Source organism: Streptomyces chartreusis (assembly GCF_008704715.1).
Lineage (GTDB): Bacteria > Actinomycetota > Actinomycetes > Streptomycetales > Streptomycetaceae > Streptomyces > Streptomyces chartreusis.
This window is the reverse complement of sequence record NZ_CP023689.1, coordinates 7,560,645-7,586,633: the sequence shown is the minus strand read 5'-3', so window position 1 is coordinate 7,586,633 and position 25,989 is coordinate 7,560,645. Positions and strand designations below refer to the sequence as shown.

The window sequence follows — 25,989 nt, the reverse complement described above, 5'->3', positions numbered from 1 at the left end:
ATTCGTCGTGACCATCACCCAGCCCGACCTCAGCGTCTTCGAGACCCTCGAGTCCGAGGTGCGCAGCTACTGCCGCGGCTGGCCCACAGTCTTCGACCGCGCGCGGGGCAGCCGTATGTACGACGAGGACGGCCACGAGTACCTGGACTTCTTCGCCGGCGCGGGTTCGCTGAACTACGGGCACAACAACCCCGTGCTGAAACGGGCGTTGATCGACTACCTGGAGCGTGACGGCGTCACGCACGGACTCGACATGTCCACCAGCGCCAAGCGGGCCTTCCTGCAGACCTTCCAGGACCTGGTGCTGCGCCCGCGCGACCTGCCGTACAAGGTCATGTTCCCGGGCCCGACCGGCACCAACGCCGTGGAGTCCGCGCTGAAACTGGCGCGCAAGGTGAAGGGCCGCGAGGCCATCGTCTCCTTCACCAACGCCTTCCACGGCATGTCCCTGGGCTCGCTCGCCGTCACCGGCAACGCCTTCAAGCGGGCCGGCGCCGGCGTCCCGCTGGTGCACGGCACCCCCATGCCGTTCGACAACTACTTCGACGGCACGGTCGAGGACTTCCTGTGGTTCGAGCGGCTCCTGGAGGACCAGGGTTCCGGCCTCAACAAGCCGGCCGCCGTGATCGTGGAGACCGTGCAGGGCGAGGGCGGCATCAACGTGGCGCGCCCGGAGTGGCTGCGCGCGCTGTCCGAGCTGTGCGAGCGCCAGGACATGCTGCTCATCGTCGACGACATCCAGATGGGCTGCGGGCGTACGGGTGCCTTCTTCTCGTTCGAGGAGGCGGGCATCACCCCCGACATCGTCACCGTGTCCAAGTCCATCAGCGGCTACGGACTGCCCATGTCGCTGTGCCTGTTCAAGCCCGAGCTGGACATCTGGGAGCCGGGCGAGCACAACGGCACCTTCCGCGGCAACAACCCCGCCTTCGTCACGGCCACCGCCGCCCTGGAGTCCTACTGGGCCGACGGCAGCGCGATGGAGAAGCAGACCCGGGCCCGCGGTGAGCAGGTCGAGCAGGGCCTGATCGCCATCTGCGAGGAGAACCTCGCCGATGTGAAGGAGTACCGGGGCCGCGGGCTGGTCTGGGGCATGGAGTTCCACGACAAGGAGCGGGCCGGCCGGGTCGCGCGCCGCGCCTTCGAGCTCGGACTGCTCGTGGAGACGTCCGGCCCCGAGAGCGAGGTCATCAAACTGCTGCCCGCCCTCACCATCACCCCGGACGAGCTCGACGAGGGGCTCCGCGTCCTGGCCCGCGCCGTCACCGAGACCGCCTGACGGGCGCCGAAAGACCCCTGGCCGACGGACGGCCCGCCCGATGGGCCGTCCGTCCGGCCGGGTGCACCGAGTACACCCCCACCTAGGAGGCATCGCAGCACCGTGATCGTCCGTTCGTTCAAGGACATCGAAGGCACCGACCGCCATGTGAAATCGGCGTCCGGCACCTGGGAGAGCAAGCGCATCGTCCTCGCGAAGGAGAAGGTCGGCTTCTCGCTGCACGAGACGATCCTGTACGCGGGTACGGAGACGTCGATGTGGTACGCGAACCACATCGAGGCCGTCGTCTGCGTCGAGGGCGAGGCCGAGCTGACCGACCACGAGACCGGGCTGACGCACGTCATCACGCCCGGGACCATGTACCTCCTGGACGGCCACGAGAGGCACACGCTGCGGGTGAAGGAGGACTTCCGCTGCATCTGTGTCTTCAACCCGCCCGTGACCGGCCGCGAGGACCACGACGAGAACGGGGTGTACCCGCTGCTCACCGAGCCCGAGGAGGTGTGAGAACCCCATGACCACCGCCATGACCGGAAACGTCACCGATCTCTACCCCAGCCGCGGCGCCACCGAGGTGTCGACGCCGCGCCAGGACCCCGTCGTATGGGGTGCCCCCGGCACTCCGGGGCCGATCCCGGCCGGCGACCTCCAGTCGTTCGAGCGTGACGGCTTCCTCGCCGTCGACCAGCTGATCGGCGCGGACGAGGTGGACGTGTACCACCGCGAGCTGGAGCGGCTGATCGCCGACCCGGCGATCCGCGCGGACGAGCGGTCGATCATCGAGCCGAAGTCCAAGGAGATCCGGTCCGTCTTCGAGGTGCACAAGCTCAGCGAGGTGTTCGCCGCGCTGGTGCGCGACGAGCGCGTCGTGGGCCGGGCGCGGCAGATCCTCGGTTCGGACGTGTACGTCCACCAGTCGCGGATCAACGTCAAGCCGGGCTTCGGGGCCAGCGGGTTCTACTGGCACTCGGACTTCGAGACCTGGCACGCCGAGGACGGTCTGCCGAACATGCGGACGGTGTCCGTCTCGATCGCGCTGACCGAGAACCACGACACCAACGGCGGGCTGATGATCATGCCCGGCTCGCACCGGACCTTCCTCGGGTGCGCGGGGGCCACTCCGAAGGACAACTACAAGCAGTCCCTCCAGATGCAGGACGCGGGTACGCCGTCGGACGAGGCGCTGACGAAGATGGCCTCCGAGTACGGCATCAAGCTCTTCACGGGCAAGGCCGGTTCGGCGACCTGGTTCGACTGCAACTGCATGCACGGCTCCGGCGACAACATCACGCCGTTCCCGCGCAGCAACGTGTTCATCGTGTTCAACAGCGTGGACAACGCGGCCGTGGAGCCCTTCGCCGCTCCGATCCGGCGTCCGGAGTTCATCGGGGCACGGGACTTCACGCCCGTGAAGTGAGCCTCGCGCAGGTGCGTTTCACAGCCACGCAAGCGACGCGGCCCGCTCCAGTACGTTCCGTACGGCGGCCGCGTCGCCCGTGGTTCCCCGCGGCACCGCCTGCGGCGTGTACCGTCCGCCGACCAGCAGGCAGAAGTCGTACGGATCGAGGCTGAGTTCGGCCTGTACGGGCTCGTCCGCGGAACCCAGCACCCACTCCTCGCCCCCGGTGACCGAGAACAGCACCGGGGGCGCGGTCGGTCCCAGGGCCAGTCCGAGGACGCGGACGGCGAGGCGGACCAGCCGCTGAAGGTGCTCCGGCGGCGGCAGCGGGACGGCGAGGCCGAGCGCGCGGCCGAGGTCGTCGGTGTGGATCCACGTCTCGAACCCGCGCACCAGGAAGTGGTCGGCGACGGGCAGCCGCATCCCCATCAAGGTCACGGCCCGCGCGGCGAGTTCGGCGTCCCGCGCCTCGGGCGTGCCGAGCAGCTGCCCGGCCTGCGCGGCCCAGTCGGCGACGGTCTCCTCGGGCGTACGGCCGTGCTCGTGCGCGATGACGTCGGCGCTGCGGCGGTTCCAGGCGTCCTCCCAGTGCGCGCCCTCCTCGATGTGCGAGGGCGGCACGCGCGCGTCGACGCCGAGCCGGCCGGCCAGGTGCTCGTCGGCGGCCAGGAGGTGGGCGACGGTGGCGTGCGCGTCCCAGTCGTGCACGACGGGTGTGGTCCAGCGGCCCGCCAGCTCCGGCAGCAGCGCCTTGAGCCCGGCGACCGCGGCGGCGTAGGGGGCGGCGTGCGCGGCGACGTGGGCGAGGGGGGCCCGGGTGCGCAGGGCGAGGGAGAGCACTCCGTCGGGCGACCGGGTGGGAGCGGTGAGCGGCGGCCCGTCGAGCAGCCGTACGGTCTCCTTCAGCCTCGCCGCCTCGGCGGCACAGCTCTCGCAGCCGGCCAGGTGCGCCGACACCGTCTCCGCCTCGGCCGGGTCGAGGGCGCCGAAGGCCCAGGCGGCCAGCAGATCAGTCACGGCCTCGTGCCCGTCGGTCATCGCGTCCCTCCTCTGCGTGCCCGTTGCCTGCGGGTACCCCTCTCGCCATCATGCGCCCCTTTCGAGCGCGGGGTCGGGCGGGTCGGCCAAAGTTTCCGCCAAGGAGCGCAGGGCGCTGCGCAGCCGGGTCTTGGCGGTGCCCTCGGGTATGCCCAGCTCGACGGCGGCCTGGCGGTAGGTGCGGCCGGCGAAGTAGGCGAGGTGCACGACCTCGCGCTGCGGCTGCGGGAGTTCGGCGAGGGCGGTGTGCAGCAGCAGGGAGCGCTCGCGGTCGACGACCGTCTCGTCGGGGCCGGGCCCGGCGTCGGGGATCGCCTGGAGGGCGGAGTCGTCGGCGCCCGCGTCCTTGCGGTGCCGGGCCTCGCCGCGCACCCAGTCCACGGCCCGCCGGTGGGCGAGCAGGGACAGCCAGGTGCGCAGCGAGCCACGGCTCGCGTCGAAGGTGTAGGGCCGGCTCCACAGGTGGGCGAAGACCTCCTGCGCCACGTCCTCGGCGGCGGCCGGGGAGCGTGTCACGCGCACGGCGACCCGGCGCACCAGCCCGCCGTACGCCGCGTACACCTCGGCCAGCGCGGACTCGTCACCGTACACCAGCCGCCGGTGCACCTCCGCGTCGGCAGGCGGCGGTGCGGAGGTACCGCCCGTGGACTCCACGTGCCCTTCCTAGCGTCCCGGCAGGGCCCGCGCCAGTGGTTCAGGCGGAGAGGACGTCGAGGAGGCGGTCGACATCGTCGGGCGTGTTGTAGAGGTGGAAGGCCGCGCGCAGGTTGCCCGCGCGATCGGAGACCTCCACTCCGGCGCCGCTCAACCCCTCCTGGCGGCTGCCGAGTCCGGGCACGGAGACGATCGGCGAGCCGGGTGCGGGGACGGGCTCGTGGCCGAGCGAGGCCAGGCCCGCGCGGAAGCGGTCGGCGAGGGCGAGGTCGTGGGCGCGCACGGCGTCCACGCCGAGTTCCTCCAGCAGTTCCAGGGAGCGGCGGGCGCCGGCGTAGGAGAAGAGTGCGGGGCTCTCGTCGAACCGCCGTGCGGAGTGGGCGAGTTCGGCGATGGGGCCGTAGCACGCGTCCCAGGGGCGCTCCCCGGCCACCCAGCCGGCGAACAGCGGGCTGAGCCCGCCGAGGTCCTCCGGGACGACCAGGAAGGCCACGCCCCGCGGGCAGACGAGCCACTTGAAGGCGACGGAGGCGGAGTAGTCGTAGGCGTCCGCGTCGAAGTCCAGCCATCCGCTCGCCTGGGACGCGTCGATGTACGTACGCGCCCCGTGCTCGCGCGCCGCATCCCGGATCGCGGGCAGGTCGGCCACCCGGCCGTCGGCGGACTGGGCGGCGCTCACCGCGATCAGGGCGGTGCCGGGCCGCACGGACTCGGCGATCCCCTCCAGCGGCACGGTGCGCACCTTGAGGCCGGGGCGGACGTGGAAGGGGTTCACGACCGAGCTGAAGTCGCCCTCGGCGGTGAGGACTTCGGCGCCCTCCGGGAGGGAGGCGGCGATCAGGCCGCTGTAGACGGCGACGGAGGCCCCGGCCGCCACCCGGCGCTCGGGCACCGAGACGAGCCGTGCGAAGCAGGCGCGGCTCGCCTCGACGTCCGAGAACATGTCGGTCGGCCGTCCGGCCGCCGCGGCCTCGACGGCGGTGTGCATGGCGGCGACGGTACGGGCGGGCAGCAGGCCGGTGCTTGCCGTGTTCAGGTAGGTGTTCTTCGGCGCGAACTCGGTGCGGACGAGGCTCTCGAAGGTCTCCATGGCTCCACTGTGGGCCCCGGAGAACTAACAGTCCATTGCCTATTTTTGCGTGGTTTCGCCAAGGAGCCCTTATAGATCCGCCGTCACCTGCGCTTTTAGTTCTGCGGTACCGCGCACCCGTCGGGGCCGCACGCGTCCGCGTCACCCTGGTCGATGAGCCGAAGCGGCGACCGCTCGCCCCATGCCTGCGTCAGGGCCTGCTGGAAGACCTCGGCGGGCTGGGCGCCGGAGACGCCGTACTTGCGGTCGAGGACGAAGAAGGGCACGCCGTTCGCGCCGAGCTCGGCGGCCTCGCGCTCGTCGGCGCGGACGTCGTCGGCGTAGGCGTCCGGGTCGGCGAGGACCTTGCGGGCGTCGTCGGCGTCGAGTCCGGCGGCCGCGGCCAGCTCCACGAGCCGCTCGTCGCCCTCGGAGAAGACGGACCGCTCCTCGGCGAAGTTCGCCTTGTACAGGCCCTGGATCAGCTCGTCCTGGCGGCCCTGCTCCTTGGCGAAGTGCAGCAGCCGGTGCATGTCGAAGGTGTTGCCGTGGTCGCGGCCCTCGGTGCGGTAGGCGAGGCCCTCCGCGGCGGCCTGCGCGCCGAGGTTCTCCTCGCCGGCCTGTGCCTGCGCGGCGCTCATGCCGTACTTCTTGGTGAGCATGGTGATCACCGGCTGGGTGTCGCCCTTGGCGCGCCCGGGGTCCAGCTCGAAGGAGCGGTGCACGACCTCGACCTGGTCGCGGTGCGGGAAGGCTTCGAGCGCCTTCTCGAAGCGGGCCTTGCCCACGTAGCACCAGGGGCAGGCGATGTCGCTCCAGATCTCGACGCGCATTCTTCGGCTCTCTCCAGCTCGGACGGATACGGAGACACCCTCCGCAGACTGGATGAACGTTCAAGCAGCGGGCTTCATTCCCGGTCGGGTGCGTCTCCCGTCACGGAGAAACGCAGGTACAGGTGGTGGTCCCCCTCGGCGGGCGGGTTCTCCGGGTCCGGCTGCCAGCCCCGGCCGGCGTAGAAGCTCTGCGCCCGCCGGTTGTCCACGTGGACGTCGAGCACGGCCGTGCGCATGCCGTCGGCCCGCCACTCCTCGACGCAGGCCGCGTGCAGGGCCGTACCGAGGCCGCGGCCCCAGTGGTCGGGGTCCACGTGGAACTGGAACAGCTTGACCGTGTCGGCGGGGCCGCCCTCGGGCCGCCGGAAGGACGCGAGGCCGACGATCCGGCCGCCCTCCACCAGACACAGCACATGCCCGTCGGGCCGCTCGATGGCGCCGCGCCAGGCGGCGGACCAGTCGGTGCCGTCGTCGGGGAGCCCGTCCGGGTAGTAGGTCGCCCTGGCGCGCGCGTGCAGGGCGGCGACCGTCTCCGCCTCCGCGGGCAGCACGGTACGGATCATCCGGTGTGCGGTCACTCGGTCACTGATCATGCAACGGAGGACGTGACCCCGGCCGCCCCGGTTCCGAGCCGGCTGAACTGCGCCCGGTAGGCGCTCGGCGTCAGCCCGGTGCGGCGGACCAGGTGCCCGCGCAGCGAGTCGGCCGTGCCCAGGCCACTGGCGCGGGCCACCTGGTCCATCGGCAGGTCCGTGGTCTCCAGCAGTTCCTTGGCGCGCTCGATGCGCTGGTGCAGCAGCCACTGCAAGGGGCTCACCCCGCTCTCGGCGTGGAAGCGGCGGGTGAGGGTGCGCACGCTGACGCCGGCGTGGCGGGCCAGGTCGGTGAGGGTGAGCGGCTTGTCGAGGTTGCGCATGGCCCAGCCGCGGGTGTCGGAGCAGGCGTTGCCGCGCTCGGGCGGCAGCGGGGTCTGGGTGAACTGGGTCTGACCGCCCGGCCGTACGGGGGCGACCAGGGCGCGCCGGGCGACCTCGTTGGCGACGGCGGCGCCGTAGTCGGTGCGGACGATGTGCAGGCACAGGTCGATGCCGGCGGCGTAGCCGGAGGAGGTGACGTAGGGCCCGTCCTGGACGTAGAGCACGTCTCCGCGCAGGTCGACGTGCGGGTAGCGGCGGCGCAGCTCCTCGGCGTGCGCCCAGTAGGTGGTGGCCCGGCGTCCGTGCAGCAGGCCGGCCTCGGCGAGCTGGAAGGCGCCGGTGCACAGGGAGGCGATGCGCTTGCCGGCGGCGGCCGCCTCGCGCACGGCGGCCACGATCCGCCCGTCCGGCTCGAAGGGCTCCCCGGTCCCGGCGACGAGCAGCGTGTCCGCGGTCCCGACGACGTCGAGTCCGTGCCGTACGTACAGGTCGAGCCCGCCGCTGGTGGGCACCGGTCCGGGCTCGGCCGCGCAGATGACCACCTCGTAGCCGGGCCGCCCGTCGACCTCGACCTTGCCGAACAGCATCTCCGGGATGGCGAGGTTGAACATGGACACGGGTGAGGGCGCTACGACCGCGATGCGGTGCGGGGCGGGCGGCTGGGTCATGGCCAGAACCTCCGGCTGCATGGCATTTTGGCCACTACTGTACGACGGCGGCGATCCGCAGCATGGAGGCATGTCGACGAACGTGACGCGCGACGGCAAGCAACTCCCCATGACCCATGGTGAGTTGAAGCCGCAGTCCAAGGAACCCAAGACACCCTCCGCCGCTCTCACCCTCACCGCCGGTCTGCTCGGCTTCGCGCTGGTCTGCCTCGACGCGTCCATCGTGAACGTGGCCCTGCCCGCGATGGGCTCCTCCCTCGGCGGCGGGATGTCGGGCCTGCAGTGGGTGGTGGACGCCTACACGCTTGCCTTCGCCGCGCTGATGCTGTCGACCGGGGCGTTCTCCGACCGGGCCGGGGCGACCCGGGCGTACGCGCTGGGCGCCGGTGTCTTCACGCTCGCGTCGGCGGCCTGCGGTCTGGCGCCGAACCTGCCCGCCCTGATCGGGGCGCGGGTCGTGCAGGGTGTCGCGGCGGCCGTGGTGCTGCCGGCCTCACTGGCGCTGGTGCGGCAGGCGTACGCCGATCCGGCGCGCCGGGCGCGTGCGGTGGCCGTGTGGGCAGCCGGGGGTTCGGCGGCGGTGGCGCTCGGGCCGGTGGTGGGCGGTGTGCTGACCACGGCCTGGGACTGGCGCGGGATCTTCTTCGTCAACCTTCCGGTGGGCGCGCTGGTCCTCGCGCTGCTGGTCCGGGCCCCGCGCTCGCAGCGCCGTCCGGCGCCGCTGGACCTGCCGGGCCAGGTGACGGCGGTGGTGGCGCTCACCGCGCTGACGTTCGCGGTGATCGAGGGCGGCACGGCGGGCTGGGCCGCGCTCGCGGTGGCCGTGGTCGCGGCCGGGGCGTTCCTGCGGATCGAGGCGCGCCGGCCGCACCCGGTCGTCCCGCTCAGCCTCTTCCGCAACCGCACCGTCGCGGTGACGGTGGCGACCGGGGCGGCCGTCAGCGTCGCCTTCTACAGCATGGTGTTCGTCTTCTCGCTCTTCTTCCAGCAGGTCCAGGGCCGTTCCGCGCTCCAGGCCGGCCTGATGTTCCTGCCGATGACGGGCCTGATCGCGGTGACGAACGTGGTGGCGGGCAAGCTCGCCGGGCGGTACGGCCCCCGGCTGCCGATGGCGGTGGGGCAGGGCATCGCCGTGGTGGGGCTGCTGGTGATGCTGTTCGTCGACACCGGTACGCCCCCGGTCGTGGTGGCGCTGCTGCTCGTCCCGATGGCGCTGGGCTGCGCGCTGACGGTGCCGCCGCTGACGGCGGCGATGATGGACGCCGTGCCCGCCGAACGGGCGGGCCTCGCGGCGGGCGTCCTCAACGCGGCCCGGCAGATGGCCGGGGCGCTGGGCATCGCCGTCTTCGGGGCGCTGATCTCCGACGGCTTCGTGGCCGGGATGCGGCTGAGCCTGGTGATCAGCGCGGCGCTGCTCGCGGTGACGGGCCTGCTCAGCTTCCGTCTCGCAGGTCCTTCGGCCAGTACGGCCTGAACTCCAGGTGGTCGTACGTCACCACGCACCCCTCCCCCAGCGGCGACTGCGTCATGAAGCCGACCAGGGCGGCGCCGGTCTCCGTCTCGTCGCCGAGCGTGAACAGCCGGACGAAGGTCCAGCGCTCGCCGTCGCGGGAGGCGTGGAAGGAGAAGGCGCGGCCGGTGCGGCTCACCCGCAGCCACACGGAGCTGCCCTCGACCGTGAAGGAGTTGGCGTCGTCGGAGTGGCCCCGCGTGACGACCGTGCAGACGGTGGGCACGTCCGGGGAGTACTCCAGGCACAGCTTGGCCCAGGCCCGCTCGCCGACGTGGACGTAGAGGACCCCGGCGTCGAAGGCACCGGCGAAGCCGACGGTGACGCGGGCGATGAGCTGGAAGTCGCCCTCGGGGGCGCCCAGCAGCCGGGGTGCGTCGGAGGCGGCGTCCAGGGCCTCGCCGGTGGGCGGCACGAAACGGTCCTGCCGGGGGCCGGCCCATCCGGAGAGGATGCCGTCGTCCTCGTAGGACCAGTGGCCGTCGGGGCCGTAGGTGCGCAGCGGGAAGGGGAGTTCGGGGATTTCCAGGTCCATGGCGGGATTCTTCCAGGCCGTCCCCCGTACCGCGCGCCCGAGGGGGGGTCCCGGTCAGCGGGACTGCAGGGCGTCCAGGGCGACGGCCTGCGCGATGGCGAGGCGCAGGTCGAGGTCGGGCGAGGCCACGTCCAGCAGATAGCGGTCGCGCAGCCCTATCTTCTTGTCGACCTTCATCACCGGCTTCCCGTCCGAGGCGAAGTCGAAGTGGTACGGCCACGCGAACGGCACGAAGTCGAGCGGCAGCAGCTCCCAGACCCGGCGCAGCACGGCCACGAAGCGGTTGCGCTCGGTCCCCACGGCGGTGAGGGAGCCCGGCTGCTCCAGTTCCCACGTCGAGCGCAGCAGGGAGGCGGCGAACTTCTTGCGGAACGTGCCGACGGGGTTGCCGGCCGCGTCGCACACGTCGTAGGCAGCGCCGACGTCGAGGACCTGCCGGGCCTTCGCGGTGAACAGCACGTGGCCCTTGGACTCGTCGGTGTAGAAGGTCATCTGCTCCTTGAGCGCCATCCGCTTCTGCTCGGCGAAGGCGACGACCTTGCCGTCGGAACCGTCCGGAAGCGTCTCGGTCACGACGTACCGGTTGATCATGAACGTGGTCTTCTGCCGGATGGTGAATCGCTCGTTCGCCTGCGGTCGCGCGCTGTCCACTGTCCCAGTCCCCTTGTCGGTGTCGGTGTCGGTGTCCGCCGGCGTCCTCGTCCGGCGGACCCATACTCATCGCGCGCCCTCGCCCGGGGCAGTCTCCGTAAGTCGACGTGCGCAGCGACCAAAGATGACGGGCCCGGCGGGGGGAGGGTGTCGACTTTCGTCGTTCGGGACCGCGCCGAAGGGGGGATGCGGGCGGCACCGGGCGGCTGACTATCGTCTGCGCGTGGACGTAAGCCAGACACCCCGCACCGACCGGCCGCTCCGCTCCCGGCTCCTCGCCGCCTCCCCCTGGCCCCGCAAACGGATCGTCGGGGAGAGCGTGCTCGCCCTCGTGCTCGCCGGGATGGCGGGCCTCTTCGACGACCAGCCCGGATTCAGCGCGTGGACCGTCGTCGTGGCCCTCGCGGCTGCCGTACTGTCGCTGGCCCGCCGCTCGCTGCCGGCGACGGTGCTGCTCGTCGCGTCGGCCATGTCCGGGGTGGTGGCGGGCGCCGTACCGCTGCTGGTGTGCGCGAGCTGGTCGGCGGGCAGCCGGATCATGCGCCCCTCGCGCGCGCTGGCCGCGTACGCCGCCGGGTTCGTGCTGTACGCCGCCGTCGGCATCGCCAAGGCGCCCGACGGGGAGGTCCAGTTCTCACCGCTCGTCATCGGCTCACTGGCGGCGGGCTCCTTCGTGGCGCTGGTGATCGTGCCCGGGCTGGCCTCCCGCTATCGCGCGCAGCGCCACGCGCTGCTCGACGCGCTGCGGCGGCACAACGCCCAACTGGTGCGCGAGCAGGCGATGGTGGCACGGCAGGCCCGGCTCCTGGAGCGCCAGCGCATCGCCCAGGACATGCACGACAGCCTCGGTCACCAGCTCGCCCTGATCGCGGTGCACGCCGGAGCGCTGGAGGTGGACCCGGAGCTGGGCGACCGGCACCGCGAAGGGGTGGGCATCCTGCGCGAGGCGTCCCGGACGGCGATGCGGGAGCTGCGCGAGGCGGTGGGCATCCTGCGGGACGACCTCGGTGAGGCGGCCGGGCAGCGGCCGGACCCGGCGGACGCCGAGCACCCGCCGGCCCGGGTGGCGGCCGCAGTCGACGGCCTGGTCGAGTCGTCGCGGGCGGCGGGCGCGGCCGTGGAGCTGCACCGTTCCGGGAACGTACGGCCCCTCGCGCCGGCCGCCGACCACGCGGCGTACCGCATCGCCCAGGAGGCGCTGACCAACGCGCACAAGCACGCGCCGGGTGCCCCGATCACGGTGGCGCTGCGCTATGAACCGGACAGTCTGGTCGTCGAGGTGGCCAACGGGCCGGTGCCGGACGGGGCGCCCGCGTCCCCGCCCGCGGTGAGCGGCGGCCAGGGCCTGGCGGGTCTGCGGGAGCGGGCCCGGCTGGTCGGCGGCATGGTGCACACGGGTCCCACGCCCGACGGCGGTTTCCGGCTCGCCGGGGTGCTGCCCTACGGCGGCGGCGAGACCCTGCCCGGCCCGAAGGGCGCGACCTCCGTCGCGGCGGGCGACGACTTTCGGGGGCAGCCCTTCGAGGGTGCGGCGGGCGACGGTGGAGCGGTCATCGACCGTTCCGATCCGCAAGGGGAGTTCGCCGCCATCATGAGCAGCAAGAAGAAGGTCGCCCTCGGCTGTGTCGTCACCGCCGTCGTCCTGGTCGCGGGCGTCGTCGCCCTCGGGGCCTGGGGGCTGAAGGCGCTGTGGGACGAGATGGAGAGCGGCACGATATCGGCCGACGTGTACGACTCCGCGAAGATCGGCGACGCCGAGGCGGACGTGAAGGCGGAGCTGCCCGAGGGCAGTTCGCTGCTCACCGACGGCCAGGAGAAGCAGGGCCCGCCGCTGCCCGAGGGCGCGAAGTGCCGTCACTATCTGGACCTCGACGAGGACATCGTCTACCGGTTCTGCTTCCGCGACGGGAAGCTGGTCGCGAAGGAGAGCTTCAAGGACAAGCTCTGACCGGCGGCACATGGTCGCCCCCGTGACCGGATCGGGCATGATGACGGGGCTCTGCCATCCGTTCATCGCACCGACACCGCGCAGGAGGCCGCGTGATCCGGGTCCTCGTCGCCGACGACGAGCCGCTCATCAGGGCCGGCATCAGGATGATCCTCACCTCGGCGGACGACATCGACGTCGTCGCGGAGGCGGCGGACGGGCGGGAAGCGGTGGAGACCGCACGGCGCACCGCGGTCGACGTGGCCCTGCTGGACATCCAGATGCCGGTGATGGACGGGCTGACCGCGCTGGCCGAGCTGGGCCGGGCCGCGCCGGACGTACGGGTGCTGATCCTGACCACGTTCGGCGAGCGCGACAACGTGCTGCGGGCGCTCGGTCACGGTGGCGCGGGGTTCCTGCTGAAGGACTCCGCGCCGCAGGAGCTGATCCACGCGGTCCGTGCGGCGGCGGCCGGCAACGCCTATCTCTCCCCCGCCGCCACCCGGCACGTGGTGGACACCCTCGCCTCCCCCGCCGCCACCGCGCGCGGCGAGGAGGCCCGCCGCCGGCTGGCCGGCCTGACGGCCCGCGAACGCGAGGTCCTGGCCCTGCTCGGCGAGGGCCTGTCCAACGCGGACGCGGGCAGCCGCCTGCACATGAGCGAGGCCACGGTGAAGACGTACGTCAGCCGCATCCTGACCAAGCTCGACTGCGACAACAGGGTCCAGGCAGCCCTCCTGGCCCGGGACGCGGGCCTGGAGTCGAACACGGGCTGACGGTTCTGCCGCGCCCCAAAGGGGCGCGGGGAACTGCGCGACCAGCCACGACGCTGCCGCAGCCTTTCGACGGCCGATCGCGGCACTCCCCTAGAAGCCTTTCAGCGTTCCAACCGCCCGTTGAACCTCCGAGGCAGCCCCAGCGGATTCTCGTCCCGAAGCTCCGCAGGAAGCAGCGCCGCAGGCGCCCCCTGATAGACCACCGGCCGCAGCCACCGCTCGATGGCGGTACCCCCCACCGACGTGGACGTCGAAGTCGTCGCCGGGTACGGACCGCCGTGGTGCTGGGCCGGTGCCACGGCAACACCCGTCGGCCAGCCGTTGACGAGCACGCGCCCCGCCAGCGGCGTCAGCTCGGCGAGGATCTCCGCGCCGCGTCCCTCGCCGGCCGCCTCCTCGGCGGACAGGTGGACCGTCGCGGTGAGGTTGCCGGGCAGCCGGGACAGCACGGCCTGCGCCTGCGCGTCGTCGTCGTAGCGGGCCACCACCGTGACCGGGCCGAAGCACTCCTCCAGGAGCAGGTCGTAGGCGCCCTCGGTGGTGAGCCTGTCGGCCGCGACCGTCAGGAACCCGGCGCTGACCGTGTGCTCGCCGCCCGCGCCCGGCGTCACCGGCGACTGCACGTCCGGCAGTTCGGTGCGCTCGGCGACCCCGGCGATGAAGTTGTCCCGCATCCGGTGGTCAAGCAGGACCCCGGCGTCGGTGTCGCTGACGGCGTCCGTGAGGGACTTCAGCAGACCGTCGCCCGCGGCGCCGGACGGCACCAGCACCAGACCCGGCTTCACGCAGAACTGCCCGACGCCCAGCGTCATGGACCCGGCGAGTCCGGTGCCGATGGCCTCGCCGCGCTCGGTCGCGGCCGCCTCGGTGACGACGACCGGGTTCAGGGAGCCCAGCTCGCCGTGGAAGGGGATCGGGACCGGGCGGGCGGCGGCCGCGTCGAAGAGGGCGCGGCCCCCTCGTACGGAACCGGTGAAGCCGGCCGCGGCGAGCAGCGGGTGCCTGATCAGTTCGATGCCGGCCTCGAAGCCGTGCACCAGGCCGACGACGCCGGCCGGGATGCCGTGCTCGGCGGCGGCGATGCGCAGCACCTTGGCGACCAGCTCGGAGAGCGCCGGGTGGTCGGGGTGGGCCTTGACGACGACCGGGCAGCCCGCGGCCAGCGCACTGGCGGTGTCGCCGCCGGCGACGGAGAAGGCGAAGGGGAAGTTGGACGCCGAGTAGACGGCGACGACCCCGAGGGACACCTTGTAGCGGCGCAGGTCGGGGACCGGCGGGGTCGCGGTGTCGTCGGGGTGGTTGATGACGACGTCGAGGAAGGCGCCCTCGTCGACGATGTCCGCGAAGGCACGCAGCTGGTAGCAGGTGCGGGCGAGTTCGCCGGTGAGGCGGACCGGGCCGAGCGCGGTCTCGGCGTCGGCGGCCTCGACGAGCTGGTCCTTGGCCGTCTGGAGCCGGTCGGCGGCGGTGCGCAGGAACGCCGAGCGGACCGTGCGGTCGGCGAGGGAGCCGCGCGCCTCGTGCGCGGCGCGGACGGCGGTGTCCACCTCCTGGGCTGTGGCCTCCACCGCAACCTGTTCACGCTGCTTCCCGGTTCGGGGGTCGACACTCCAGACTGGTGCTGCTGCCACCGCGGGTCCCTCCACACATGTAATGCCGCAGTACTGGGTCATCCACCAGGGGTGTTCGATATACTGAACACTGTCTCTGATGATGAATACGCTGTCGGAGACTATTTCCCGTCGAACGAAGGGGTCAAGGGCGATGTCGGCAGGCGAGACGGGCGGCGGAGCGCAGGTCAAGTCCGCGGTACGGACGGTTGAACTGCTCGAATACTTCGCCGGGCGCCCCGGCATGCACTCCCTCGCGGCGGTCCAGGAGGCCGTCGGATACCCCAAGTCCAGCCTCTACATGCTGCTGCGCACACTCGTGGAACTGGGCTGGGTGGAGACGGACGCGACCGGCACCCGCTACGGCATCGGCGTGCGGGCGCTGCTGGTCGGCACCTCGTACATCGACGGCGACGAGGTGGTCGCGGCGGCCCGCCCGACCCTGGACCGGCTGTCGGACGACACCACGGAGACCATCCACCTGGCGCGTCTGGACGGCACGAACGTCGTCTACCTCGCCACCCGCCAGTCCCAGCACTACCTGCGCCCCTTCACCCGGGTCGGCCGCCGGCTGCCCGCGCACTCGACCTCCCTCGGCAAGGCGCTGCTGAGCACGTACTCGGACGAGCAGGTCCGCAAGATGCTCCCGGAGACGCTGCCCGCGCTGACCGAGAACACGATCACCGACCGCGAGAAGCTGATCGAGGAGCTCCACCAGGTCCGCGAGCAGGGCTTCGCCGTGGACCGCGAGGAGAACACCCTGGGCCTGCGCTGCTTCGGCGTGGCGATCCCGTACCGCACTCCCGCCCGCGACGCGATCAGCTGCTCGGTGCCGGTGGCCCGGCTGACGCCCGCGCACGAACAGATGGTGAAGGACGCGTTGTTCGACGCGCGGGACAGACTGACACTGGCCACTCGTAGGCTCTGATCCATGGATGTGGAACTGCGCGAGGTGCACGACAGCGATCTGCCGGTCTTCTACCGCCAGATGAACGACCCCGAGGCCCTGCGGATGGCGGCCTTCACCCCCAAGGACCCGGCGGACCGGGACGCGTTCGACGCGCACTGGAGCCGGATCCGGTCCTCCGCGTACGTGCTGCGCACGATCCTGGCCGACGGTGACGTGGTCGGGAGCGCGGCGGTGTACGGGGAGCCCGGCGAGCGGGAGGTGACCTACTGGGTCGACCGCGCGTACTGGGGCCGCGGGGTGGCCACGGCCGCCCTGCGCGGACTGCTCACCGAGGTGCCCGAACGCCCGCTGTACGCACGGACCGCGGCGGACAACGAGGGCTCGCTGCGGGTGCTGACGAAGTGCGGCTTCGAAGTCAGGGCCCGCGCGCGGGGGTTCGCGAACGCGCGCGGCGAGGAGATCGACGAGCTGGTCCTGACGCTGCTGGGCTGAGCGGGCCTCCCCCGCGCGGCGGAGACGGATCACCGTCGCGCAGGAGGTGTACTCCTGCCGCCGCGCGGGAGCGTGGGGGCATGACGCAGACGCTCGCTCCCACCCCGGGCACCGCCCCCGCAGGATCCGTCGGTCCCGGCCGGCCCCGCAGGATCCTGCGGGCCGTCGCCATCGTCTCGTGCGTGCCCTATCTCGGGCTCAAGGCCGCCTGGATCGCCGGGAGTCACATCGGGATCCCGGCGGGCAGCTCGCTGCTGGAGCACCGGCTGTCGATGGCGGTGGCCAACGGCGTCTCGGTACTGCTGGACAGTGCCGTGATCGTGCTCGCGCTGGTGCTGACCCGGCCGTGGGGGCTGCGGGTGCCCGCGTGGCTGCTCGTCCTCCCCGCCTGGGTGGCCACCGGGCTGCTCGCGCCGATCATGACCGGGTTCCCGCTCCAGCTCGTCGTGCGCCTGTTCGGCGGGGGCGGCCATCGCGGACCCGCGGGCGAGCCCTTCCTCGACGAGTGGGTGTTCGCCGTCGTGTACAGCGGGTTCATCGTGCAGGGGCTGGCGCTGAGTGCGCTGTTCGCGCTGTACGCCCGGGACCGCTGGGCGCCGCTGTGGCGGGGGCGGGTGTGGGAGCTGCCGGTCGGCGTCCTCGGCGCGGCCCAGCGGGTGACCGCCGTCGCCGCCGGCCTTCTCGCGCTGTTCCCGCTCACCGTGCACCTGCTGTGGGCCTGCGGCAGCACGGCCGGGCTCAGCGAGGGCCGCGCGGACGAGGCGACCGCCGACTTCCAGGTCCTGGAGGTCATGTACGTCGTCTTCCTCGCCGCCGCCGTCGCGGGTGCCTGGCAGCTCGCCTTCCGCCGCGGACGCACCCTGCCCGTCCTGGTGCCGCTCGCCCTGGCCTGGGTCGGCTCGGCCGCCGTCGCCTGCTGGGGCGGCTGGCTGTCGCTGGCCTCGCTGGGCGGCGTCGACGACGTCGCCGACCGCCCGACGCAGCTGATGAACCTCACCTACGCTGGCCAGATGATCGTCGGCATCCTCGTCGCCAGTCTCGGCGTCCACTTCCTCGCGGAGCGCTCGGCGAGGGCCAAGTGCCGTACGCCGTGAACGGCTTCCTCCGTCTGCTGTTCGGCCGGCAGGCGCGGCTGCGCTGGATCCATCTGATCCTGGGCGGTGCGCTCGCCATGCCGTACGTCTTCGTGGGCCAGCTCGTCGTGGGCCCCGCCATGGACTCCCGGTACGTGTTCAACGACCTGCCGCTCCAACTCCTGTCCTTCGCCGTCGGGTTGCCCCTGGCCGCGGTCACCGCCGCCGTGTTCCCGCTGACCCGGCCGCTGGAGTCGGGTGCCGTGCGGTCGCTGTGCGGCATCGGGGCGGACCGGCTGGCCCACGGCCCCGCGCGGACGTGGGCGGCGAAGGGGCGTGCGGCGGCCTGGTTCACGCTGCATCTCGGGTTCGGCGGGATCATCTCGGGGATGTCGCTGGCGGTGCCGCCGTTCGCCGGGTTCCTGACCGCGCTGCCGCTGCTGGTGTGGCTGGGCGGGGACACCCTCGTCGAGCTGCCCGGGCCCCTCGACCACACCTGGGTACTGGCGCTCGCGCCGGTCGCGGGCGTGGCGACGATGCTGGCGCTGGCCGGCTGCGCGGCGGTCTCCGGCACGCTCCTGGCCCGCTGGGCGCCGGTACTGCTCGGTCCCGCGCCGGAGGACCGGCTCGCGGCTGCCGAGGCGCGCGCCGCCGACCTCGCCGTGCGCAACCGGCTCGCACGCGAGCTGCACGACTCCGTGGGCCATGCGCTGAGCGCCGTCACCCTTCAGGCGAGCGCGGCCCGCCGGGTGCTCGACACCGACCCGGAGTTCGTCCGTGAGGCGCTCGCCGCGATCGAGGACACGACCCGGCGCACGGTCGGCGAACTCGACGCCGTCCTCGGCGTGCTGAGGGACGGCGACGCACCCGGTACGGCCCCGGCGCCCACCCTCGCCGGGGACCTCGCAGGTCTGCTGCGGCGCACGCGCGCGTGCGGGCTTCGGGTGACCTCGACGGTCGGCGTCGACCCGGAGGCCCTGCCGCCCGTCCTGTCCCGCGAGGCGTACCGGATCGTGCAGGAGGGGCTGAGCAACGCCCTCAGGCACGCCGGTGACGCGACGAGCGTGAGCCTGAGCATCGGGATCGCCGACGGGCACCTGGAGATCACCGTCGAGAATCCGCTGGAGCGGGCCCCGTCCTGCCGTCCCGGCGGCGGTCACGGCCTGCGCGGCATCGCCGACCGGGCCCGGCTGCTGGGCGGCACGGCCGAGGCCGGCCCCGAGCGGGGAGCGTGGCGGCTGCACGTACGACTGCCCATGAAGGGACCCGCATGACGACCTGCCCGCCCGTCCGGATCGTCCTCGCCGACGACGAGCGCATGGTGCGCAGCGCCCTGCGCGCCATCCTGTCCGCCGAGCCGGACCTGGAGGTGGTCGGCGAGGCGGCGTCCGGGGCCGAGGCCGTGTCGGTCGTGCGGGAGCTGCGGCCAGACGTCGTCCTCATGGACGTCCGGATGCCGGAGATCGACGGCATCCGCGCCACCGAGCAGATCCTGGCCACCCTCGACGACCCGCCCCGCATCGTCGTCGTCACCACCTTCGAGAACGACTCCTACGTGTACGACGCCCTGCGGGCCGGAGCCGCCGGGTTCCTGCTGAAGCGGTCGGACGCCGACGCGCTCGTCCAGGCCGTACGGCTGGTCTCGCACACCGACACCCTGCTGTTCCCGTCGGCGGTACGCGCCCTGGCGGCCGAGCACGCGCGCGCGTACCGCACGCCGCCGCCCTGGGTGGCGCGGCTCACAGGGCGGGAGAGCGATGTGCTGCGGCTGATGGCGCAGGGTCTGACCAACGCGGAGATCGCACGGCGGATGGAGGTCGGTCCGGCGACCGTGAAATCGCACGTGGCGGCGGTCCTGGCGAAGACCGGCACCCGGGACCGCACCCAGGCGGTGATCGCCGCGTACGAGGCGGGCTTCATGAACGCCCGATGAGAAAACGGGGCGCAAGGGAACGATTGCCCCCAACCTGATCGTCCTTGGAAGTGGGATGAACAAGACGATCAGGCGGGCGTCCGTCTTCACGCTGCTGCTGGTGTTCGCTCTGCTGGTCAGGGCGACCTGGGTGCAGTTCTACGACGGCAAGGCACTCGCGGAAGACAAGGACAACCGACGGAACACGATCGCGCTGTACAGCGAGCCGCTCGGCAACATCGTCGTGGGCGGAGAGTCGATCACCGGCTCGGCCCGCACGAAGAGCGGTGACCTCGCCTACAAGCGGACGTACACGGACGGCTCGCTGTACGCCGCCGTGACCGGCTACAGCTCGCAGGCGTTCGGCGCCACCCAGCTGGAGGGGATCTACCGGGATCTGCTGGACGGCACCGACAACCGGCTCAAGAGCGTGCTGGACACGGTCACCAACAAGCGGTCCGAGCCGGGCAACGTGATCACGACGATCGACCCGGACGTGCAGAAGGCCGCGTACGACGCGCTCGGCGACAAGAAGGGCGCGGCCGTCGCGATCGACCCGGCCACCGGGAAGATCCTGGCGGTCGTCTCGACCCCGTCGTACGACCCGTCGCGGATCACCACGGGCGACTCCGCCGCCTGGAAGGAGCTGACGAAGGACTCCGACAAGCCGATGACGAACCGGGCGCTGCGCCAGCCGCTGCCGCCGGGTTCGACGTTCAAGCTGGTCGTGGCGGCCGCCGCGCTGGAGGACGGGCTGTACTCGTCGGTGGACGAGAAGACGGACAGCCCGGATCCGTACCCGCTGCCTGACTCCAGCAGCAAGCTGACGAACGAGAACCCGTCCGCCCCCTGCGAGGACGCCTCGATCCGGGTCGCTCTGCAGTACTCGTGCAACAACGTCTTCGGCAGCCTGGCCGTCGACCTGGGGCAGGACAAGGTGCGGGCGATGGCCGAGAAGTTCGGCTTCAACGACGCGTCGCAGGACGTGCCGGTGCGGGCGTACGAGAGCGTCTACCCCAAGGACATGGACAAGGCGCAGACCGGGCTGTCCGGCATCGGCCAGTTCGACGTCACGGCGACGCCCCTGCAGATGGCCATGGTGTCCGCCGCCATCGCCAACGACGGCAAGCTGGTCTCGCCGCACATGGTGTCCCAGATCACCGACAGCGGCGGCAACGCGCTGGAGAACTACGACGACTCGGCCGACACGACGGAGATCGTCAGCTCCTCCACCGCCGAGCAGCTCCAGTCGGCGATGCAGACGGTCGTGGAGGACGGCACCGGCACGAACGCGCAGATCGCCGGCGCGACGGTCGGCGGCAAGACGGGTACCGCCCAGCACGGCGAGAACAACAGCAAGACGCCGTACGCCTGGTTCACGTCGTACGGCAAGGCCGACGGCAAGGAGGTCGCCGTGGCGGTCCTGGTCGAGCAGTCGGACGCGGCCCGCTCGGAGGTCAGCGGCAACGGGCTGGCCGCGCCGGTGGCCAAGGCGGTCATGGAGGCGGCACTGCGATAGCGCCCCTTCAGGGGCGCGGGGAACTGCGCGACCGGCCACGACGATCCCGGACCGGCCGCGCAGCGTCCCTCACTTCACGCCGAGGATCTGCTCGATCGGGTCGATCGCGAAGTACACCAGGAACAGCGCCGACGTCCCCCACATCAGCCAGTGGATCTCCTTGGCCTTCCCGAGCACCGTCTTGATGAGCACGAACGCGACGAAGCCCGCGCCGATGCCATTGGTTATCGAGTAGGTGAACGGCATGACGGCGATGGTCAGGAACGCCGGGATGGCGATCTCGTACTTGTCCCAGTCGATGTGCTTGACCTGCGTCATCATCAGGAAGCCGACGGCGACCAGCGCGGGCGCCGCGGCCTGGAGCGGGACGATGGTGAGCAGCGGGGTGAGGAACAGGGCGAGGGCGAAGAGGCCGCCGGTGATCAGGTTGGAGAAGCCCGTGCGGGCGCCCTCGCCGACGCCGGCCGCCGACTCGATGTAGGAGGTCGCCGAGGACGCCGAGGCCGCTCCGCCCGCGGCCGCCGCGGCACCGTCGATCAGCAGCACCCGGCCGAGGTTCGGCACCTTGCCCTCGTCGTCGAGGAGACCGGCCTCCGCGCTGACGCCGACGACGGTGCCCATGGTGTCGAAGAAGTCCGACAGCACCAGCGTGAAGATCAGCAGCACGACGGTGATGGCGGTGGTCTCGCCGAACGCCCCGAACAGGCTGAAGTCGCCGAGGAGTCCGAAGTCCGGGGTGTCGACCAGCTTGTCGGGCCACGCGGGTGTGGTCAGGCCCCAGGCCTTTATGTCGGCGATCGAGTTGATGATCATCGCGGCGACGGTCATCGTCACGATGCTGATCAGGATCGCGCCCTTCACCTTGCGGGCGAGCAGCGCGATCGTCAGCAGGACTCCGGCGCAGAACACGAGGATCGGCCACCCGGTGAGCCGGCCGATGCCGCCGAGCTGAACCGGCACGGTGGTGTTCGCGGCGTCCGGGATCCGGCTGACGAACCCGGCGTCGACGAAGCCGATGAACGCGATGAACAGGCCGATGCCCACGCTGATCGCCTGTTTCAGCGGTTGCGGGATGGCGTGCATGACGGCCTCGCGCAGACCGGTCACCACCAGCACACAGATCAACAGGCCTTCCAGGACGATCAGACCCATCGCGTCGTCCCACGCCATGAGCGGGGCGATCTGGAAGGCGACGACGGCGTTCAGGCCGAGGCCGGCGGCGAGCGCGAGCGGCAGGTTGCCGCCGACGCCCATGATGATCGTCATGACGGCGGCCACCAGGGCGGTGGCGGTGGTGAGTTGGACCGCGTCCAGCTGGTGGCCGAACTTGTCCTTCGCGCTGCCGAGAATGATGGGATTCAGGACAAGGATGTAGGCCATCGTGAAGAACGTGGCGAAGCCGCCCCGTATCTCCCGGGCGAAGGTGGATCCCCGTTCGGAGATCCTGAAGTACCGGTCGACGCCGTTCCCCCCTGGCGGTGGGGCACTTGACCGGTCGGCCACCTTCTGCGATTCGGACATGGCGCCAACTCCTTGTTGCCTGACGGATCGGTGTGCGGATGCTGGCTGGATTGTTCCCGCGTTGAACGCGTTTCAGGTTTTCTTCGTGTTACGGAATCAGCGCTGTTCACGTGCGAGGTTCCACACGACGTTCGACATCCCGCACAAGAAGGGCCTTTGGGCACTGCTACGCTTCCGCATCCCGCCCGGATGATCGCGAAATGATCGCCGGAGGAACACACGCCGTCCACACGCCACCGGCAGGCAGGAGGGGTCGCCCGTGGGCACGGTCGTCGACGACGCCGCCGCCGTGGAGTTCCACGCCTTCTTCGAGCGCCACTACGCCGAACTCTCCCGCCTGGCCCATCTGTTGACGGGCGAGGCGGACGCCGCCGACGACCTCGCGGCGGACGCGCTGCTCGCGCTGTGGCACCGCTGGGACCGGGTGCGTGCGGCCGACCATCCGGCGGCCTACGCCCGCGGGGTCGTGGCCAACCTGGCCCGCACCAGGATCCGCAGCGCGGTCCGGGAACGCCGGCGGGTCGCCCTGTTCTGGTCGCAGCGCGAGGAGAAGGCGGAGAACCCGGATGTGGCGGGCGTCGTCGACGTCCAGGAGGCGTTGCGTGGACTGCCGTTCCGCAAACGCGCCTGTGTGGTGCTGCGGCACGCGTTCGACCTGTCCGAGAAGGACACGGCACTCGCCCTGGGCATCTCCGTCGGTACGGTGAAGAGCCAGACCTCGAAGGGGATGGCCGAGCTCCAGCGGCTGCTCGGGACCCGGCAGGCTCCGCTCAGGGTGCATGCCGCGGCGTTGGGGGCGGCTCCCCGCCCGCTCGCGGTGGAGAGCCTGGGGGACCGCGCCGGGGACGCCCGAGGAAGGAACCGATGATGCGGCGGGACGTGCACGACGAACTGCGTGCGCGGCTGCACGAGGCGGCCGGGGCGCACGAGCCCGACCGCGAGCGGATCCTGGCCCGCGTCGAGCGCGGCATGGCCGAGCAGTCCCGCCCCGACCACCGGGCGACGCGGCCGCCGGCGTACGGCTGGCTCCGGGTGGTGACCGCGACGGCCGCGGTGGCCGGCGTGCTCGCGGTCGGCGGCTACGCGGTGGCGTCCGCCGTGAAGGAGGACCGCCCGCAGCAGACGGTGGCCACGTCACCGACGCCCGCCCCGTCCCCGGACGCCACGAGCCGCGCCCCGCTCCCGCCCGCCCCGTCCACGGACCCGGCGCCGGAGCGGACGCCGACATCCCGCGGGACGACCGGGGCACCGGCCCGGCAGCCCACCGCCACGCCCGGGCCGCCCACCGCGAAGGGCGAGAAGGACGGCCCGCTGTGGTCGGACGGCTCGGTGGACCCGCACAGCAACGACTTCTGGGCGCAGAGCAATCTGACCCTGCGCACCGGCGGGCAGCTCACCGCGCTCACCGTCCGGTTGAAGGTCGCGCAGACCGGTGGGGTCACCTCGACCGGCGCATGGCGCTCGCTGCCGGAGGACGACTTCACGCTGACGGTCGGGGAGAAGGACGGCTTCCTCGTCTACACGTGGGTGCTCAAGGAGGGCCGTACGGTCCGCGCGGGCGAGTGGGTGTTCGCCGGGCAGTACGACCATGAGCGCGGCGGCCGGGACGCGAAGGACGACAGCTACGCGATGACGGCCACGGCGGGCGGCGAACAGCTCTCCGTGACGGGCGGCTTCGCGGCGCACGACGGCAACGGCCCGACGCCCGGCGGGGGTTCGTAGAGAAGTTCCGCGGCACCGGCAACCCTTTCCGCACGCGTGGCGACCAGGAGACGCAAGGATCCCCTCCACGCAAGGAAAACCCGTTCATGACTGCACAGACCGAACAGCGCGTCCGGCACCGCCGCAAGGTCACCAGGCGGCGGGCGGTGATCGCCGGCGTCTCCGCGCTCGGCATCACCGGCGCGGCCCTCGTCGCCACCACCTCGCTGCTGTCGACGGCCGGCGCGGCCACGTCCTGGCCGACGGAGAACGGCAGCAAGCCGGTGTCGAGGACAATCCCGGTGTCGGGCACCTACGACGGCGGGCTGGCGAGGTTCTACGGCACCGGGGACCTGGGCGGCAGCGGCCAGGAGGAGGGCCAGGACCCGATCTTCGAGCTGGCCGACGGCGCGGTCCTCAAGAACGTCATCATCGGCAGCCCGGCCGCGGACGGGGTGCACTGCAAGGGTTCCTGCACTCTGCAGAACGTGTGGTGGCTGGACGTCGGCGAGGACGCGGCCACCTTCAAGGGCAAGTCGTCGTCGGCCGTGTACACGGTCCACGGCGGTGGCGCGAAGAACGCCGACGACAAGGTCCTCCAGTTCAACGGCGCGGGCAAGCTGGTCGTGACCAAGTTCCGCGTCGAGAACTTCGGCAAGCTGGTGCGCAGTTGCGGCAACTGCTCCACGCAGTACAAGCGCACGATCATCATCAACGACGTGGACGTCACCGCGCCGGGCAAGTCGATCGTCGGCATCAACTCCAACTACGGCGACACGGCCGCGCTGCGCAAGATCCGTGTCCACGGCGACAGCGGCAAGAAGATCAAGACCTGCACCCGCTTCGAGGGCAACAGCAGCGGCAAGGAACCGAAGGAACTCGGCAGCGGTCCGGACGGAACCTCCTGCAGGTTCTCGTCATCTGACATCACGTACCAGTGAGCACGCTGGCACCAGGCCTGCTGGCCTGAGCCCCCCTTCGGTCAGCAGTGGAACGCCCCCGCCAGTGACGACTGGCGGGGGCGTTCGCGCTCCCGTGCGACCGGGCGCCGGAGTCGGTGGATCCCGTACGGGGCTGAGGCTCAGCTCACGAAGTACGTCGGGTTGGGCAGCTTGTACGTGCGGTCGGCGTACCCGCCGTCCAGGTCGCTGTACTGGTCGCCGAAGTTGGCGACGATCTCGTAGCCGAGGTCGTCCTCGATGTGCTGCCGGGTGCCGGACTTGTACTGCACGGTCGTGCAGTTCCAGGTGCCGGGCGTGGCGCACTCGGCGAGGTAGGCCGGCGGGTTCGCCTTGTCCTTGAGGAACATGTGGCCGGCGTCGAGGTTCACGTCGGCGCCGATCTTCTTCAGGTTCTCGACGGCGGCGGTCCGCTGCGCCTCGCTCAGGCCCGAGTTGTAGAACACCTCGACGCCCTTGCCCTCGGCGTACCGCACCAGCTCGGCACTGCCGAAGACCGCCGGGCGGTCGGCCTTGTTGACGTACTCGGCCCAAGTGGTCCCGTTGTACGTGTAGTTGGTCTTCTTCTCGTAGTCGAGGCTGAGCAGCAGCGTGTCGTCGATGTCGAAGACGACGGCCGGCTTCTCGCCGTGGTGGCGCGCCTTGCGGGCCGCCTTGTCGATGTACTTGCGCGCGGCCGCGTCGATCCGGGCGAGGTCCTTGGCGTACGGGCTGTCCGGGGACGCCTGGTACACGCCGGCCGCGTCGAGCGTGGTGCCGTAGTAGGTGTCGATGTCCTTGGTCAGCAGACCGATGTTGTAGGGCTCGTGCGTGCTGTTCGCGGTCGACTGTCCGGCCGTGGCGGCGCCGGCGCCGTAGAGGGCGGCACCGGCTACGGCACAGGCGGTGGCGACGGCCGCGATACGCAGTGGTTTATGCATGACAAAGAGTTCTACGCGCGTCACCCGGGCGAGCGCGAGACCCGTTGCCCGATCTTTACCCTGCCCCGTGGGCGGTACGACGGGACATGGAGAGCGGTTCCCTTCTCGTGCGGGTG

Annotated in this window: 26 protein-coding genes; 15 read left to right on the top strand and 11 right to left on the bottom strand. The window is 71.7% G+C overall.

Annotated features, from left to right (window positions below):
• Positions 1 to 7 precede the first annotated feature (7 nt).
• The 3 genes from ectB (at position 8) to thpD (ending at position 2,696) form a co-directional block, all read left to right on the top strand.
• Positions 8 to 1,279: a diaminobutyrate--2-oxoglutarate transaminase gene (gene ectB / locus CP983_RS33460; RefSeq protein WP_125526687.1), complete on the top strand. Its 1,272-nt coding sequence runs from the start codon at positions 8 to 10 to the stop codon at positions 1,277 to 1,279.
• Positions 1,280 to 1,381: 102 nt separating this feature from the next.
• Entirely contained in the window at positions 1,382 to 1,786 is a 405-nt protein-coding gene (locus CP983_RS33455) for an ectoine synthase (protein ID WP_030950026.1), read from the top strand.
• Between the two features lie 7 nt (positions 1,787 to 1,793).
• Positions 1,794 to 2,696, top strand: coding sequence for an ectoine hydroxylase (gene thpD / locus CP983_RS33450; protein WP_150503757.1), 903 nt, complete (start codon positions 1,794 to 1,796; stop codon positions 2,694 to 2,696).
• A gap of 18 nt (positions 2,697 to 2,714) precedes the next feature.
• On the opposite strand, the gene CP983_RS33445 is transcribed toward thpD, so the two are convergent.
• The 6 genes from CP983_RS33445 to CP983_RS33420 all read right to left on the bottom strand — a co-directional run bounded on the left by CP983_RS33445 (position 2,715) and on the right by CP983_RS33420 (position 7,857).
• Positions 2,715 to 3,716, bottom strand: coding sequence for a maleylpyruvate isomerase family mycothiol-dependent enzyme (locus CP983_RS33445; protein WP_150503755.1), 1,002 nt, complete (start codon positions 3,714 to 3,716; stop codon positions 2,715 to 2,717).
• Between the two features lie 48 nt (positions 3,717 to 3,764).
• Positions 3,765 to 4,370: an RNA polymerase sigma factor gene (locus CP983_RS33440; RefSeq protein WP_150503753.1), complete on the bottom strand. Its 606-nt coding sequence runs from the start codon at positions 4,368 to 4,370 to the stop codon at positions 3,765 to 3,767.
• 40 nt (positions 4,371 to 4,410) lie between these two features.
• The gene (locus tag CP983_RS33435; protein WP_107907254.1) at positions 4,411 to 5,460 is read right to left on the bottom strand and encodes an aminotransferase class V-fold PLP-dependent enzyme; all 1,050 of its coding nucleotides are present in this window, start codon (positions 5,458 to 5,460) and stop codon (positions 4,411 to 4,413) included.
• A gap of 95 nt (positions 5,461 to 5,555) precedes the next feature.
• Positions 5,556 to 6,272 carry a DsbA family oxidoreductase gene (locus CP983_RS33430; RefSeq protein ID WP_030955568.1) on the bottom strand — a complete coding sequence of 239 codons (717 nt, stop codon included), beginning with the start codon at positions 6,270 to 6,272 and terminating at the stop codon, positions 5,556 to 5,558.
• A gap of 74 nt (positions 6,273 to 6,346) precedes the next feature.
• Positions 6,347 to 6,865 carry a GNAT family N-acetyltransferase gene (locus CP983_RS33425; protein WP_189749019.1) on the bottom strand — a complete coding sequence of 173 codons (519 nt, stop codon included), beginning with the start codon at positions 6,863 to 6,865 and terminating at the stop codon, positions 6,347 to 6,349.
• Positions 6,862 to 7,857, bottom strand: coding sequence for a GlxA family transcriptional regulator (locus tag CP983_RS33420; RefSeq protein WP_229914976.1), 996 nt, complete (start codon positions 7,855 to 7,857; stop codon positions 6,862 to 6,864). The genes CP983_RS33425 and CP983_RS33420 overlap by 4 nt, the downstream gene beginning before the upstream one ends.
• Positions 7,858 to 7,927: 70 nt before the next feature.
• Here CP983_RS33420 and CP983_RS33415 point away from each other — a divergent pair, with 70 nt between their 5' ends.
• Positions 7,928 to 9,331 (top strand): MFS transporter, encoded by a 1,404-nt coding sequence (locus CP983_RS33415; protein ID WP_150503751.1) that lies wholly within the window; start codon positions 7,928 to 7,930, stop codon positions 9,329 to 9,331.
• On the opposite strand, the gene CP983_RS33410 is transcribed toward CP983_RS33415, so the two are convergent.
• Both CP983_RS33410 and CP983_RS33405 read right to left on the bottom strand, forming a co-directional pair.
• Positions 9,291 to 9,902: a DUF1349 domain-containing protein gene (locus tag CP983_RS33410; protein WP_107907251.1), complete on the bottom strand. Its 612-nt coding sequence runs from the start codon at positions 9,900 to 9,902 to the stop codon at positions 9,291 to 9,293. The two genes, CP983_RS33415 and CP983_RS33410, sit on opposite strands and share 41 nt — an antisense overlap.
• Before the next feature lie 54 nt (positions 9,903 to 9,956).
• The gene (locus tag CP983_RS33405; protein ID WP_229914975.1) at positions 9,957 to 10,553 is read right to left on the bottom strand and encodes an LURP-one-related family protein; all 597 of its coding nucleotides are present in this window, start codon (positions 10,551 to 10,553) and stop codon (positions 9,957 to 9,959) included.
• A 223-nt stretch (positions 10,554 to 10,776) separates the two neighbouring features.
• Here CP983_RS33405 and CP983_RS33400 point away from each other — a divergent pair, with 223 nt between their 5' ends.
• Positions 10,777 to 12,501, top strand: coding sequence for a sensor histidine kinase (locus tag CP983_RS33400; RefSeq protein WP_229914974.1), 1,725 nt, complete (start codon positions 10,777 to 10,779; stop codon positions 12,499 to 12,501).
• 92 nt (positions 12,502 to 12,593) lie between these two features.
• On the top strand, positions 12,594 to 13,256 hold the full coding sequence (locus CP983_RS33395; protein ID WP_150503747.1) for a response regulator transcription factor: 663 nt from the start codon (positions 12,594 to 12,596) through the stop codon (positions 13,254 to 13,256).
• Between the two features lie 101 nt (positions 13,257 to 13,357).
• Here the strand turns inward: CP983_RS33395 and CP983_RS33390 are convergent, their stop codons facing one another.
• The gene (locus tag CP983_RS33390) at positions 13,358 to 14,887 is read right to left on the bottom strand and encodes an aldehyde dehydrogenase (NADP(+)) (RefSeq protein ID WP_125526678.1); all 1,530 of its coding nucleotides are present in this window, start codon (positions 14,885 to 14,887) and stop codon (positions 13,358 to 13,360) included.
• Between the two features lie 133 nt (positions 14,888 to 15,020).
• Here CP983_RS33390 and CP983_RS33385 point away from each other — a divergent pair, with 133 nt between their 5' ends.
• The 6 genes from CP983_RS33385 to CP983_RS33360 all read left to right on the top strand — a co-directional run bounded on the left by CP983_RS33385 (position 15,021) and on the right by CP983_RS33360 (position 20,772).
• A complete protein-coding gene (locus CP983_RS33385; RefSeq protein ID WP_030956770.1) occupies positions 15,021 to 15,794 on the top strand; it encodes an IclR family transcriptional regulator in 774 nt (257 codons plus the stop codon).
• Between the two features lie 3 nt (positions 15,795 to 15,797).
• Positions 15,798 to 16,268: a GNAT family N-acetyltransferase gene (locus CP983_RS33380; protein WP_107907247.1), complete on the top strand. Its 471-nt coding sequence runs from the start codon at positions 15,798 to 15,800 to the stop codon at positions 16,266 to 16,268.
• Between the two features lie 80 nt (positions 16,269 to 16,348).
• Positions 16,349 to 17,362, top strand: coding sequence for a hypothetical protein (locus CP983_RS33375; protein WP_150503745.1), 1,014 nt, complete (start codon positions 16,349 to 16,351; stop codon positions 17,360 to 17,362).
• On the top strand, positions 17,359 to 18,615 hold the full coding sequence (locus CP983_RS33370) for a sensor histidine kinase (RefSeq protein ID WP_150503743.1): 1,257 nt from the start codon (positions 17,359 to 17,361) through the stop codon (positions 18,613 to 18,615). Before CP983_RS33375 ends, CP983_RS33370 begins: the two co-directional genes overlap by 4 nt.
• Entirely contained in the window at positions 18,612 to 19,274 is a 663-nt protein-coding gene (locus CP983_RS33365) for a response regulator transcription factor (protein ID WP_107907245.1), read from the top strand. The genes CP983_RS33370 and CP983_RS33365 overlap by 4 nt, the downstream gene beginning before the upstream one ends.
• Before the next feature lie 55 nt (positions 19,275 to 19,329).
• Complete coding sequence (locus tag CP983_RS33360; RefSeq protein WP_107907244.1) at positions 19,330 to 20,772, top strand: peptidoglycan D,D-transpeptidase FtsI family protein; 1,443 nt, start codon at positions 19,330 to 19,332, stop codon at positions 20,770 to 20,772.
• A 69-nt stretch (positions 20,773 to 20,841) separates the two neighbouring features.
• Here CP983_RS33360 and CP983_RS33355 read toward each other — a convergent pair whose 3' ends face one another.
• Positions 20,842 to 22,293 carry an NCS2 family permease gene (locus CP983_RS33355; RefSeq protein ID WP_150503741.1) on the bottom strand — a complete coding sequence of 484 codons (1,452 nt, stop codon included), beginning with the start codon at positions 22,291 to 22,293 and terminating at the stop codon, positions 20,842 to 20,844.
• Between the two features lie 259 nt (positions 22,294 to 22,552).
• Between CP983_RS33355 and CP983_RS33350 the strand changes: the two genes are divergently transcribed.
• The 3 genes from CP983_RS33350 (at position 22,553) to CP983_RS33340 (ending at position 24,935) form a co-directional block, all read left to right on the top strand.
• A complete protein-coding gene (locus tag CP983_RS33350; RefSeq protein WP_150503739.1) occupies positions 22,553 to 23,161 on the top strand; it encodes a SigE family RNA polymerase sigma factor in 609 nt (202 codons plus the stop codon).
• Complete coding sequence (locus CP983_RS33345) at positions 23,158 to 24,015, top strand: hypothetical protein (RefSeq protein WP_150503737.1); 858 nt, start codon at positions 23,158 to 23,160, stop codon at positions 24,013 to 24,015. The genes CP983_RS33350 and CP983_RS33345 overlap by 4 nt, the downstream gene beginning before the upstream one ends.
• An 86-nt stretch (positions 24,016 to 24,101) precedes the next feature.
• Complete coding sequence (locus tag CP983_RS33340) at positions 24,102 to 24,935, top strand: pectate lyase (RefSeq protein ID WP_150503735.1); 834 nt, start codon at positions 24,102 to 24,104, stop codon at positions 24,933 to 24,935.
• Positions 24,936 to 25,075: 140 nt separating this feature from the next.
• On the opposite strand, the gene CP983_RS33335 is transcribed toward CP983_RS33340, so the two are convergent.
• Positions 25,076 to 25,873 (bottom strand): HAD family acid phosphatase, encoded by a 798-nt coding sequence (locus CP983_RS33335; RefSeq protein WP_107907240.1) that lies wholly within the window; start codon positions 25,871 to 25,873, stop codon positions 25,076 to 25,078.
• Positions 25,874 to 25,989: the final 116 nt, after the last annotated feature.